Origin of the sequence: Cetobacterium somerae ATCC BAA-474 (genome assembly GCF_000479045.1) — a bacterium.
Lineage (GTDB): Bacteria > Fusobacteriota > Fusobacteriia > Fusobacteriales > Fusobacteriaceae > Cetobacterium_A > Cetobacterium_A somerae.
Genome location: NZ_KI518200.1, coordinates 86192 through 99003 on the forward strand (window position 1 = coordinate 86192; position 12812 = coordinate 99003).

Below are 12812 nucleotides of genomic sequence, written 5' to 3' on the forward strand. Positions count from 1 at the left end.
ATTACTCCTTTTCTAAAACCTTATGCTGCAGCTCTTCTGTTGATAAAACATTCTGTAATTTTTTTGCTTCTTTTTTATTAAATTTTATCTCATCAATAAGAACCTTCATAATTCCTTTTCCTTCAACATCTACATATAAAAATCCATTTAATGGACTTATACTTGTTACTTTTCCCTCTCCTTTTTGAGTTTTAACAAACTGATTTACAGCAGGATAAACTCTTAAAGCCTCTTCATATTGCTTATATTCATAATTTATACAGCAAAGTAACCTTCCACATACACCTGATATTTTAGTAGGATTTATTACTAGCCCCTGATCTCTAGCCATTTTTATTGATACTGAATCAAATTTATTTATAAATGTTCTACAACATAACTCTTTTCCACACACACCAATATTTCCAAGTATTCTTGCTTCATCTCTAACACCAATCTGTCTTAACTCTATTCTTAGTTTAAATATATTTGCAAGATCTTTTACTAAATCTCTAAAGTCAATTCTTCCCTCTGCTGTGAAATAAAATATTAACTTTGTTTTGTCAAATGTATATTCTGTCTCTATTAATTTCATAGGTAACTTATGATGATTAATTCTTTCTTTACAAACTTTAAACGCTTCTCTAGCTTCTTGACGAAGAACTTCATACTTTTGAATCTCTTCTTCACTAGCTTTTTTTATTACAGGTTTAAGTGGTAATACTAACACTCTTTCAGGAAGTTGCATTGGCCCACCATAAACAACACCAATCTCCTTACCTCTAATAGTATCTACTATTACTTTATCTCCTTTTTTATACTCTACTTCATCTACTATTTCAAAGCTATATCTTTTTTTTGTTGTTTCAAACATTACTCCTAATATATTATATAACTTATTAGGATTTGATACTACTTCCTCTTGAGTTTCCTCTTTTATATTCTCATTCTCTTTTATTGCTTTTTCATCTATATTTTTATCTATATCTAAATTTCCTTGTGTCATCTGTCCTCCCGCGAAAATCTTAACATTCTATAATATAAAGTATATCATATTTTTTATCTTTTAAGAATTTATTTTATATAATTTAATTGTTCTCTAACGACCTCTTCTAAATAATCTAAGGACTGAAAATTTAGCTCTAAATTTATGTATTTTAAATTGGGTAAGTCATTTAATATTAATTTTAAATTCCCTCTATAAATCTTATGTGGATCAAGATTTTTCATGTGTTCCCATTCAATTTTAAATTTTCCATTTCTATCTTCACTTGACCATTCTTTTATTTCGTTAGAAAAATCTTTTTCAAAATAATTTTTAAACTCTATTCCATTTATATGAACACCATATATAAATTTATTTAGTTCTTTTAATTCTTTTATTTTATTCAAAATATATTGATCTGCTTCTTGAAAACTCTTTATATTTTTTTCTGTGCATATTATATGAGATAAGTCTAATAAAAACCCTTTTTTTTCATACTTTACTCTTTCAAAAAAATATTTTGTTAATTCGTAGTCTTTTAAAGTTAATCCTGGCCATGGTAAATTTTCAAAAAGTAGTAAAGGTCCATCTCCTTTAAAAACTTCATTCACGATTTTCAAAGTTTCATCTAATACCTCTATAGATGTATAATCAAAGTTACATGTAAATATATCTTTAGGTCTTACGTGTGAAACATGAAAAACTAAATACTTTGCTTTAATTTTTTTAGCATCTTCAAATTGTTTTTTAAAAGTTTCTAACAAAATCTCTTTTTTAAAAGAACGATAATAATTTAATATCCCTTCATCATCATAAAAATCTTCTCTTACCTTTTCCATATCCTCTCTCCAAAACTCTAGCCAAGTCGGATAATATAATAGATGAACTCCTTTTACAGGATACTTTTCATAACTTTCTAAAGGTAAATGATCCCCAATTATTGTTTCTATACCTGTTATACCTTCGTTTTTTAATTTTTCATATATTTTTAAAAATTTTTCTTCCTCTCCATTTTTAGGAATAAAACTAAAACTTATCATTGGAAAGCACTTCCTTCATCTGTTTTAAAGATTTTAAAACTCTTGTTGATGGTCTATTAATCCCTTCGTCTACAAAATACACTTTTCCAGTTTTTATAGCATCAAGCTCTCGCCATTCTGGTCTAGTCTTTATATCCTCTATAATCTCTTTTCTATCCTCACCTACAAATATAAATTCAGGATTCTCTTCAATAATAGATTCTAAAGTCGGCGAAATCCATCCCTCTTGATTTTCAAATATATTTTTTCCACCAGCATTTTCTATAACATCATTTAAAAATGTTTTTCCTCCTGTTGTATATATAGGATTATTTAAAATTTCAAAGTATACTCGCTTTTGCCTTTCTTTTTGTGATTTTAACTTTTCTAATTCTTCAGCATAATTATTTTTTAAATTATCACTCTTTTTTCTCTCATTTAAAAGATTTCCAATTTCATCTATAGATTTTTTAACTTCTTCTAATGAATTTGGAGTTTTCATTACATAAATAGGAATTCCAACCTCATCAAAAATATTTAAGCTCTCTTTTCCTTTAGATAGATTGTGTTGGGATGTTATAACTAAATCTGGCATCAGTTCCATTATTTTTTCTTCATTCAATCTATCTGTATTTAAAATTCCTTTACCTTCTAATTCTTTAGATATTTTTTCAGAATATATATCTACTCCAGCTAAAATATTAACTAATCCCATATCTACTATTATCTCTGTATTTGATGGAACTGTTGAAATTATTCTCTCTACTTTTTCAGGAATTTCAACTTTACGACCAATTCCATCTACTAATATTCTTGAATATCCAATTGAAAATACAAATATATTTAACATAAATACCTTTTTTAACACTCGCCCACCTCTTCTATAAAAATATATTTTAATTATAACACATATGTAAAAAATGCTCTTCTCATATCTTGAAAAGAGCATTTTTTATTAAAAACTATATTTAAATCCAATATAATAATTTCTTTCTGGTGCAGGGTAGTAATTACGAGTTTTACTATAACTACTATATCCTACATAATCATAATATTTTTCATTAAATAAATTATTAATTCCAGCATTTATAACTAATCCATCTTGAAAATCATATACAAAAGTTAATCCACTTAATAAATAGCTATCTATTTTCTCTCTTTCATTGGCTTCATCATTACTATCGTAAGATTTTCCATAGTATTCCCAAGAGTTATTCATACTTAATTTTTCATTAAATTTATAATTAAAGTTTAATACTCCCTTTATATTAGGAATTCCAGGAATATCTTTCCCTTCTTTAAACTCTGTTTTCATATAAGTTATTGATTCCGATATTGTCAATTTATCAAAATAGTGTTCTAAAGAAAACTCTATTCCTTTTCTCTTACTTGTTCCATCTAAATTTCTATTTTTATTAAATTCATCGTTTTTATTTACTCCATAGAAAATTTCATTTTCTGTTTCTATATAGAATACTGATGTTGAGATATATGTATTCCCTACAAAATCCTTTACTCCAATTTCATAAGTTTCTGTTTTTTGAGGATTAAATTCTCCTGCCCAAGCATTTATTTCATCTGTATTAGGTGCTCTAAATCCTTTGGTATAACTTACATATGTAGATCCCGAATCAGAATATAAATAGCTTCCTGTCAGTTCTATTGCATCTTCTTTAAACTTTCTTGTTACAAATCTATCTCCCTTGTATTCAATATTTTGTCTTCTGTATCCTTGAGTAAATCTAAACTTCTCTATTGTAGAACTATTTATTATAAATCCACCTAAAGAGTTTTTTTCAGATTTTCCATTTCCATAAGCAAAATCTCTTGTCTCTCCCTGATAAATGTCTCCACCAAATACAACATAATTCTCATCTAAATATGAATATTTAAGTTGTGGCTTTAAATATTTAACTTCTGTCTTGTAATTACTTCCATTTGAAGAGTAGTTTTCATGAGCATATCTTCCTAATAGTTTAAATTCTAAATCAGAATTTATATTATATAAGTAATCTCCTACAAAATTATTTTTCTCTGTTTTTCCATCAATTCTCCAAGCATTTGGATTAGATTGTGTTCTGTCTTCATTAACTTCATCTTTAGTCAATGCTCCCGGAGCTTTAAAATCATTTTTAGAATAATTATATTTAAATTTTAACTCTCCATCATTAAGTTTATATCTACTTCTAAATCCAAAACTTTGTAAATCATCTTTAGAATAATCCCTATATCCATCTTTTTCTTTTTTCAAATAATCTACTTCAACTAAAAGCTTTTCTCCTATTTTAGTTCCATATGTAATTTGCTGTTTTTTTAATCCATAAGATCCTATTTCACTATTTAAGCTTCCATAATTTTTTTTATTTTCAGGTGCTTTTGTCACTATATTTATTGTTCCTCCAACTGCTCCATCTCCGTATAAAACTGAGCCTCCAGAAGGTATTACTTCAATTCTCTCTATATTATCTACTGGAATATTGCTTGTTTGATATCCTGATAAATCAATCGAATTAATTGGCGCTCCATCAACTAATACTATAACATTTGACTTTGCTGTAGGCCCTTGACCTCTTATATCAAAAGCGGCATCTGCTCCACCCATCTCTTTTACAATAACACTTGATACTAATTTTAAAGCTTCTGCTACTGTTTTCGCTCCCCTTTGCGTTATCTCTTCTCCTGTTAATACAGTTATATTTTTAGGTATATCTGCTATTGTTGTCTCTGTATTTTCACTCGTTATAACACTTTCTTCTAATTTCACAACCTTGTCTTGTCCCATTGATAAACTAGATGCAAGAATCAGTCCTGCAATATAAAATCTTTTTTTCATTTAATTTAATCCTCCCATTCTGTCACTCGCAGTTTATTTTTATGGCAGGTATCCTGACTCAACTTCATCCTCCAATAGCCCTTCCCAGTTTCCCAGTGGTTTATCTATTTTTGTCCATTTTACAGTGGCGTGACCGTTTAAGCTTTTCACTTAATTCCCTTTTAATTTATAAAAACCATAACGTCTTATTATACTATAATCACTTCATTTTTAAAAGTTTTAAACAATAAGTGAACAAAATATATTTTAAATTAACCTTGATTTATTTATATTTTTTAAGTACAATTTAGATAAAAAATTTTTAAGGAGAGTTTATGAAAAATATTATCCCAGGTTATTTTTATATTTTTGACACTCCATTTGGTTTACTTAAAATTGAAGAATTAAATAATGAAATTATTAAAATTGAACTTAACAAACCTACTTCAAATAGAACTTTTAAGCTTACAAAACTTTTAGAAGAATCCTTTAAAGAGATTGATGAATTTCTAAAAGGCAAGAGAAAAAAATTTACATTTAAAATAAATCCTATTGGAACAGAGTTTCAAAAATCTGTTTGGAAAGCATTGCTTAATATTCCTTATGGAGAAGTTAAAACTTATAAAGATATTGCAATTGCTATTGGCAATCCTAAGGCATGTAGAGCTGTTGGATTAGCAAACAATAAAAATCCCATCCCCATAGTTATTCCTTGTCATAGAGTAATTGGTTCCAATGGTAAACTAACTGGATATGCCTATGGATTATCTATAAAATCCCATTTACTTAATTTAGAAAAAGGTGCAAAATAATTTTGCACCTTTTTTAAGCTTCAACTACATTTTTAAAAACTACTTTCTCTACTATGTAAACTGTTATTAGATTAGTAAAAAATCCTGGTAATAACTCATACATATAACTATCTAACCCTAAAACTTTCCACATTAAAAATACAAACATTCCAACTAAAATCCCTGATAAAACACTTTTGCTATTTACATTTTTAAAATAAAGTACCGATATTATTGCTGGTCCAAATATTGTCCCAAAACCTCCCCAAGCATAAGCTACCAATGATAATACTTTAGCATTTTGATTTAATGCAAATAGTAATGCTAATAAAGCTATTACAACAACACATAGTCTTCCAACCCACATTATCTCTTTGTCAGAAACATCTTTTTTCATATATTTATAAAAGTCTTCTGTTAAAGTAGTTGATGAAACTAACAATTGTGAATCTATCGTTGACATTATTGCTGATAATATTGCAGCTAATAAAATTCCTGCTACCCAAGGATTAAACAACTCTTTTATCATATAGATAAATATTTTTTCTGCATCTCCTCCTAACTCTGCAACATTTTTAAAAAGTGGTATTCCTAAAAGTCCAATTGCTATTGCTCCAATTAAAGAGATAATTACCCATATCATAGCTATTCTTCTAGATTTTTTTAATTCTTTTACATCACTTATACTCATAAATCTAACTAAAATATGAGGTTGTCCAAAATATCCTAGTCCCCAAGCTAAAGAAGACAATATTCCTAATATTCCTATATTCTCTCCATTTTGTTTAAATATATTAAATGAAATTCCTTTCAACTCAATTCCTTGTCTAACTGTCTCAATATCTCCAATTTTATAATATGCTGCTAACGGAACAGCTATTATAGCTAAAAACATTAGCCCTCCTTGAAAAAAATCTGTCCAACAAGAAGCTAAATATCCTCCCATAAATGTATACACGACTATTGTTACTGCACCAATTATTACTGCAACTTTGTAATCAATTCCAAGTATTGATTCAAATAGTTTTCCTGCTGCTACTAGTCCAGATGATGAATAAATTGTAAAGAAAAATAGTGTTCCTAAAGCTAGAACTTTTCTTATTGTTCCTTTATCATCTTTTAATTTTTTTTCTAAAAATGTTGGTAAAGTTAAGGTATCTTCTATTTCAGTTTCAACTCTAAGTTTTGGAGCTATAAATTTCCAATTTAAATATGTTCCCACGGTTAAACCTATTACAACCCAAATTTGTCCAAATCCTGAAAGATATACTGCTCCTGGTAATCCCATTAATAACCATCCACTCATATCACTAGCTTGTGCTGATAGCGCAGTTACCCAACTTCCTACTCCTCTACCTCCTATTAAGTAATCCTCAGAACTGGAGGTTTTTCCATAAAAATAAACTCCTACTCCTATTAAAAATAATAAATATGCTCCAAATGTAATAAATGTTTCTACTCCTATCATTTTATACTCCTCCCAAATTTTTAATAAAAATAAAAAAGGGTCACTCAAGTACAGTTTTGTACCTAAGTGACCCTCATCAAAAGAATCCTATTAAAAATAATCTTTTATTAAAAGTTATTTCCCCTTAGATACAGATCCAAAATCGTAACACAAAATGGATCTGTATCTAAACATAAACTAATGCTTAAAACACAAATCCCTATCTAGGGGGGATGGGTTGTCTATTTACACTATTTGAAATAACTTGATCTTTTCTCATTAGAACTCTCCTTTAATTTTTTATTTTCATTATGGTAACATATGAAAATAATTTTGTCAATTTTTATTTCCAAGTTAATATTCCCTCTTGAGAATTAAAAACTTTTGTGAATCCCTCTTCTAATAAAATTAAAGCTGCTGTTTTAGAACGAACTCCGCTTCTACAAAAAGTTATATACGTCTTACTTTTATCTAGCTCAATAACTCTTTCTTCTAATTCATGTAGTGGAACATTTAAACTATCTTCAACTGATTCTTCCCAGTATTCATCTTCTGTTCGTACATCTAAAAGTACTGTATTCTCCTGTGTTAGCAGTTCTTTTACTTCAATTTTATTTAATGTTTGATATTTTTTCATAATTGTTCCTTAATTAAATAGAGGTTTAATCTCTTCTATCCACGCTTTGATTCTATCAGGTGTTTCATTATCTTGATTACTTTCATCTAAAGCAAGACCAATAAATTTATCATCCACAACTGATTCAGTTTCTTCATAACTATATCCTTCTGTTGAAGTAAATCCTACCACTTTAGCACCTTTAGCTATAACTGCATCATATAATTTTCTCATTGCTCCAACGTATGACTCACCGAATGCAAATTGATTTCCTACACCTACGATTCCTACTACCTTATTAGTAAAATCTAAACTTTTTAATTTATCATACACATTTTCCCAATCTTTTTGTAGCTCTCCAACTCCATAAGTTGGTGAAACTAAAATTAGATTTTCAACATTCTCCATCTCATCAATTCCATTTGCTACATCAAAAACCTCGTATTCCTCTCCTCTTAAGTAAAACTCTATTTCATCAACTATTCCAGCTGTTATTCCTGATGTTGTTCCATAAAAAATTCCTATTTTTTTCATAATTAATTTCCTCCTAAATTTTTCAAACCAGTTATATCTTTTATAACCTCACTTGCAATTATAAGACCTGCTACAGATGGGACAAAAGATATACTTCCTACGTTATTTTGCTTCTCTCTATTATTCTCTAAATTCTTCGGTTTCATTGGTAGCTCTTTTGAAAATAGCACCTTTACCTTTTGAATTCTTCTCTTTTTTAATTCTGCTCTCATAACTTTTGCTAATGGGCAAACAGATGTTTTTGATATATCTGTAATCTCTAACATTGTTGGATTTATTTTATTTCCTGTTCCCATTGATGATATAATTGGAATTTTTAATTCCTTTGCTATAGTTATTAAATCTAATTTTGCTGTAACTATATCTATCGCATCAACAATATAAGTATATTTTTTATTTTCTGAAAAGAATATTTCTCTTTTGTCTTTAAAAAATTTCTCTTTATAGGCGTTTATCTTTATATTTGGATTTATTGATAAAGCTCTTTCTTTTATAATTTCAACTTTGTCTTTACCAACAGTATCTTGAGTAGCGATTATTTGTCTGTTAAGATTTGTTATATCAACTGTATCAAAATCAACAACTGTCAACTCCCCAACACCAGCTCTAACTAAAGCTTCTACTACAAATCCACCTACTCCTCCCACTCCAAATACAAGCACATGGGAACTGTTTAACTTATTTAAGTTTTCTGTACCTATCAACAACTCTGTTCTTTGAAAAATCATCTATTTACCAACCTTTTTATATTCTTTACTAATTACATAAAGATTATATACTAAACAACTATAAAATACAAGTTTTTCTTTATAAACTCTTGACATTTTTTCTAAATTTATGATATATATTTTATTAGCCACGTTATATGTGGAGTGCTATTTTTAAGGAGGATACAATGAAAAAAGAAACAAAAGTATTTCAAGCTGAAACTAAAGAACTTTTAAACCTTATGGTACACTCTATTTACACTCATAAGGAAATTTTTTTAAGGGAACTTATCTCAAATGCTAGTGATGCCACTGATAAATTAAAATTCAAGGCTCTTACAGATACTCATATCTTAGATTCTTCTGAAGAACTTTGTATAACTATTACTCCTAATGAAGAATTAAGAACTCTAACTATTACTGATCATGGAATAGGTATGACTTTTGAGGAAGTTGTAGAAAATATCGGTACTATTGCTAAATCTGGATCAAAAGCATTTTTATCTTCACTAGAAGAAGCTAAGAAAAATAATGATTTAAATATAATCGGGCAATTTGGAGTTGGTTTTTACTCTGCATTTATGGTTGCTGACAAGATCATTTTAGAAACTAAATCACCATATTCTGATAAAGGAGTTAAATGGACATCTACAGGTGAAGGAAGTTATGAAATTGAAGAGATTGATAAGACAGAAAGAGGAACTTCAATTACTTTATATTTAAAAGACAATGATGAAGATAAAGAATTTTTAAATGAATATAAAATCAAAGGCCTTATAAAAAAATATTCTGATTATGTTAAATATCCAATAATGTTAAAAGATGAAAGAATTAATTCAACTAAACCTATTTGGAAAACACCTAAAGATGAATTAAAAGATGAAGATTATAATGAATTTTATAAATCTACTTATCACGATTGGCAAGATCCTCTTTTACATTTTAACTTTAATGTTCAAGGAAATTTAGAGTATAATGCTATCTTATTTATACCACAAGTTCCTCCATACGATCTTTATACAAGAGAATACAAGAGAGGACTTCAGCTATATACTAAAAATGTTTTTATAATGGACAAATGTGAAGAACTAATTCCTCAATATTTTAATTTTATAAAAGGATTAGTTGATACAGATGATTTATCTCTTAACATATCAAGAGAAATTTTACAAAAAACTCAGCAATTAAAGGCTATATCTAAAAATTTAGAGAAAAAAATTATAAGCGAATTTGAAAAATTAATGACTAATGACAGAGATAAATATATAAAATTCTGGGAAGTTTTTGGAAGACATATTAAATTTGGTGTTCATGAAAACTTTGGGTTAAATAAAGATAAATTAGAAAATCTTCTTCTTTTCAAAAGTTCTAAGAATTTAGATTATACATCTCTTAAAGAGTATGTAGACAGAATGAAAAATGACCAAAAGGAAATTTATTATGCAGTTGGTGAAAATCTAGATATTCTTCAAAAAATGCCTAAAGTTTTAAACGTTATCAATAAAGGTTTTGAAGTTTTATATCTTACAGAGGGTGCTGATGAGTTTGCTTTAAAAACTATGAACACTTTCAAAGAAAAGACATTTAAATCAGTTACTGAAGTAACTTTTGAAACTGAAGAAGAAAAAGAAGAAATTAAAAAACTTTCTGAAATAAATAAATCTCTTCTTGATAAAATAAAAGAAACATTAAAAGAAAAAGTTGTTGAAATCAAATTAAATCCTGAACTTGGAGATAGTTCTGTTTCTTTATCATCTAAAGGTGAAGTTTCTTTAGAAATGGAAAAACTTTTATCTCAAATTCCAGGTAATGAAGGTGTAAAAGCTGAAAAGGTTCTAGAAATAAATCCAAATCATCCACTATTCAACAAACTACAAAACGCTTCAGAAGCTGAACTAAAAGATTTATCAGATATTCTTTACAATCAAGGATTATTAATAGAAGGATTTGCTCTTGAAAATCCATTAGACTTTGTTACAAAATTGAATAATATTCTAAGCAAATAAAATAAGGAAGGGACTATCCCCTCCTTATTTTATACACTTTTTATTATTCCCATTTTATAGCAGTATAATAACTTTTTTAACTCTTTAACTTGGCTCTCTAAATCTTTTCCTATATCTGTATCTCTTACTTTTAATCTTTCTTTTTTGCTATCTACAATCTCAGTTGTAGATTGAAAATCTAAACATTTTTCCACAGAATCTCCAATATTTTCAAATGGTTTATGACAAACTAATCTCTTTCCATGAGAATTGAATATTAGAGTATATCCTGCTATTCCTGTTGTAGATTGATAAGCTTTTGAAAATCCACCATCTATAAGAATTAATTTCCCTTGAGCTCTTATTGGTGTTTCACCTTTTCTTACCTTTACTGGAACATGGCCATTTATTATATGAGAATATTCATCTAATATTCCAAACTCTTTTAATATTCTATCAGCAACCTCTTTGTTTTCAGAAAATTCATAATAATAATCATAATTCTCCTTATGACTCTCTTTATCTGAGAAAAAATATCTTTCAAAAGTTCTCATTTTATCTTTTCCAAAAAGTGGTGAATCTTTCCCACACCAAAGATACCATATAAAATCTTTACCTTGAATACTTTTTTCATCATAGTATCCCTCTCTACAAAGTTGATCACATCTTTCAAATAATCTTTTTCCTGAATATTTTTTTCCAAAAATATCTACCTCTCTAAATCCACCTTTTTCATCTAACGGCATACATCCATGAAATAATAGATTTGAGTTCTTTTTTAAATATACGCTTCCTTTTTCTAATAAAAACTTTATATGCTCTTGAAGTTTTTCACTATTTTTAAAACTTCTCATTAATCCCTCTACTACCTCTTTTTCTCTTTCATTTAAACTATAAAGATTATCTCTATCTAATGTTAAATATGAGTTATCTAAATTATGAAGTAAAAGTCTATCTTCCATATTAAATGTTGAATTTCTTTTTATTACTTCTCCCTCTAACTTAAATTGAATAATTGAGATAGCTTTATGCATTTTAGAAAGCAACTCTTCATCACTGCTTTTATCTTTTGTTTTTGGTTTAAACTCACTACATAAATCATCACCGTAAAACTCCATAGCTAAGGTTGCCAAAGGTAATAGATTTATTCCATATCCGTCTTCTAATATCTCTCTATTAGAGTATCTCAAGCATATTCTAATAGCATTTGCTATACAAGCTCCATGCCCACAAGCTGCACCTACCCATAATATGTCATGATTTCCCCATTGAATATCCACATTATGGTATTTCATAAGTTTATCCACTATTTTATGTGGATATGGTCCTCTATCATAAATATCCCCCACTATATGTAATGTATCTACAACTAATCTTTGAATAAGCATGCTTACATTTATTATAAACTCTTTGCCTCTTCCAATATCTATTATCGTATTTATAATACCTTCTATGTAATCCTTTTTATTTTTCTCTTCAGCACGCTCGTATAAAAGTTCTTGAATGATGTAGGAGAATTCTTTTGTCATAGCCTTTCCTACTTTTGATCTTGTATACTTAGAGGAAACTACTTTTAAAACTTCTAATATTCTTGGTATAGTTTTTTTATACCACTCTTCCATATCTATGCCTATAGATTGAATAAGTTCTATTTTTTCTTTAGGATAGTATATTACCGTTGCCAATTGATTTTTTTCCTTTTCAGGTAAATTTATAAATATATTTTCTATTTTTTCTTTTATTACACCTGAACAATTTTTTAAAACATGATTAAAAGCTTCATATTCCCCATGTATGTCACTTATAAAATGTTCCGTTCCTTTTGGTAAAGATAAAATTGCTTCTAAATTTATTATTTCTGTGGCTGTTTCAGCAATTGTTGGAAAATTTTTAGCTAAAAGTTTCAAGTATTTTAATTCTTCCTCTTTTATATTCAT

11 protein-coding genes and 1 riboswitch are annotated in these 12812 nt (G+C 27.9%); of the genes, 2 read left to right on the forward strand and 9 right to left on the reverse strand.

The features are described 5' to 3' along the window. Position 1: 1 nt before the first annotated feature. The 4 genes from HMPREF0202_RS11625 to HMPREF0202_RS11640 all read right to left on the reverse strand — a co-directional run bounded on the left by HMPREF0202_RS11625 (position 2) and on the right by HMPREF0202_RS11640 (position 4816). Positions 2-985, reverse strand: a complete 984-nt coding sequence (locus tag HMPREF0202_RS11625; RefSeq protein WP_023050992.1) for a PSP1 domain-containing protein — start codon at positions 983-985, stop codon at positions 2-4. 68 nt (positions 986-1053) lie between these two features. Then, the gene (locus tag HMPREF0202_RS11630) at positions 1054-2004 is read right to left on the reverse strand and encodes an apurinic/apyrimidinic endonuclease family protein (protein ID WP_023050993.1); all 951 of its coding nucleotides are present in this window, start codon (positions 2002-2004) and stop codon (positions 1054-1056) included. After that, on the reverse strand, positions 1991-2851 hold the full coding sequence (locus HMPREF0202_RS11635) for an ABC transporter substrate-binding protein (protein WP_023050994.1): 861 nt from the start codon (positions 2849-2851) through the stop codon (positions 1991-1993). The genes HMPREF0202_RS11630 and HMPREF0202_RS11635 overlap by 14 nt, the downstream gene beginning before the upstream one ends. An 87-nt stretch (positions 2852-2938) precedes the next feature. Next, positions 2939-4816 carry a TonB-dependent receptor gene (locus HMPREF0202_RS11640; protein WP_023050995.1) on the reverse strand — a complete coding sequence of 626 codons (1878 nt, stop codon included), beginning with the start codon at positions 4814-4816 and terminating at the stop codon, positions 2939-2941. Positions 4817-4842: 26 nt separating this feature from the next. Continuing rightward, a riboswitch (cobalamin riboswitch) is annotated at positions 4843-5011 on the reverse strand. A 119-nt stretch (positions 5012-5130) separates the two neighbouring features. Between HMPREF0202_RS11640 and HMPREF0202_RS11645 the strand changes: the two genes are divergently transcribed. Then, the gene (locus HMPREF0202_RS11645; protein WP_023050996.1) at positions 5131-5607 is read left to right on the forward strand and encodes a methylated-DNA--[protein]-cysteine S-methyltransferase; all 477 of its coding nucleotides are present in this window, start codon (positions 5131-5133) and stop codon (positions 5605-5607) included. Positions 5608-5620: 13 nt separating this feature from the next. On the opposite strand, the gene putP is transcribed toward HMPREF0202_RS11645, so the two are convergent. From putP to HMPREF0202_RS11665, 4 genes are all read right to left on the reverse strand, one after another. Next, positions 5621-7054: a sodium/proline symporter PutP gene (gene putP, locus HMPREF0202_RS11650; RefSeq protein ID WP_040407395.1), complete on the reverse strand. Its 1434-nt coding sequence runs from the start codon at positions 7052-7054 to the stop codon at positions 5621-5623. Positions 7055-7376: 322 nt separating this feature from the next. Beyond that, positions 7377-7670: a rhodanese-like domain-containing protein gene (locus tag HMPREF0202_RS11655; protein WP_023050998.1), complete on the reverse strand. Its 294-nt coding sequence runs from the start codon at positions 7668-7670 to the stop codon at positions 7377-7379. A 9-nt stretch (positions 7671-7679) separates the two neighbouring features. Then, a complete protein-coding gene (locus tag HMPREF0202_RS11660; protein WP_023050999.1) occupies positions 7680-8183 on the reverse strand; it encodes a flavodoxin in 504 nt (167 codons plus the stop codon). A 2-nt stretch (positions 8184-8185) separates the two neighbouring features. After that, positions 8186-8911, reverse strand: coding sequence for a tRNA threonylcarbamoyladenosine dehydratase (locus tag HMPREF0202_RS11665; protein ID WP_023051000.1), 726 nt, complete (start codon positions 8909-8911; stop codon positions 8186-8188). 167 nt (positions 8912-9078) lie between these two features. Here HMPREF0202_RS11665 and htpG point away from each other — a divergent pair, with 167 nt between their 5' ends. Further along, positions 9079-10896, forward strand: a complete 1818-nt coding sequence (htpG, locus tag HMPREF0202_RS11670; RefSeq protein WP_040407397.1) for a molecular chaperone HtpG — start codon at positions 9079-9081, stop codon at positions 10894-10896. A 29-nt stretch (positions 10897-10925) separates the two neighbouring features. On the opposite strand, the gene HMPREF0202_RS11675 is transcribed toward htpG, so the two are convergent. Beyond that, positions 10926-12812 carry a fructose-bisphosphatase class III gene (locus tag HMPREF0202_RS11675; protein WP_023051003.1) on the reverse strand — a complete coding sequence of 629 codons (1887 nt, stop codon included), beginning with the start codon at positions 12810-12812 and terminating at the stop codon, positions 10926-10928.

Coding starts and splice junctions, on each gene's coding strand:
- HMPREF0202_RS11625 (WP_023050992.1), bottom strand. CDS start 985: ATGACACAAGGAAATTTAGATATAGATAAAAATATAGATGAAAAAGCA.
- HMPREF0202_RS11630 (WP_023050993.1), bottom strand. CDS start 2,004: ATGATAAGTTTTAGTTTTATTCCTAAAAATGGAGAGGAAGAAAAATTT.
- HMPREF0202_RS11640 (WP_023050995.1), bottom strand. CDS start 4,816: ATGAAAAAAAGATTTTATATTGCAGGACTGATTCTTGCATCTAGTTTA.
- HMPREF0202_RS11645 (WP_023050996.1), top strand. CDS start 5,131: ATGAAAAATATTATCCCAGGTTATTTTTATATTTTTGACACTCCATTT.
- putP (WP_040407395.1), bottom strand. CDS start 7,054: ATGATAGGAGTAGAAACATTTATTACATTTGGAGCATATTTATTATTT.
- HMPREF0202_RS11655 (WP_023050998.1), bottom strand. CDS start 7,670: ATGAAAAAATATCAAACATTAAATAAAATTGAAGTAAAAGAACTGCTA.
- HMPREF0202_RS11660 (WP_023050999.1), bottom strand. CDS start 8,183: ATGAAAAAAATAGGAATTTTTTATGGAACAACATCAGGAATAACAGCT.
- HMPREF0202_RS11665 (WP_023051000.1), bottom strand. CDS start 8,911: ATGATTTTTCAAAGAACAGAGTTGTTGATAGGTACAGAAAACTTAAAT.
- htpG (WP_040407397.1), top strand. CDS start 9,079: ATGAAAAAAGAAACAAAAGTATTTCAAGCTGAAACTAAAGAACTTTTA.
- HMPREF0202_RS11675 (WP_023051003.1), bottom strand. CDS start 12,812: ATGAATATAAAAGAGGAAGAATTAAAATACTTGAAACTTTTAGCTAAA.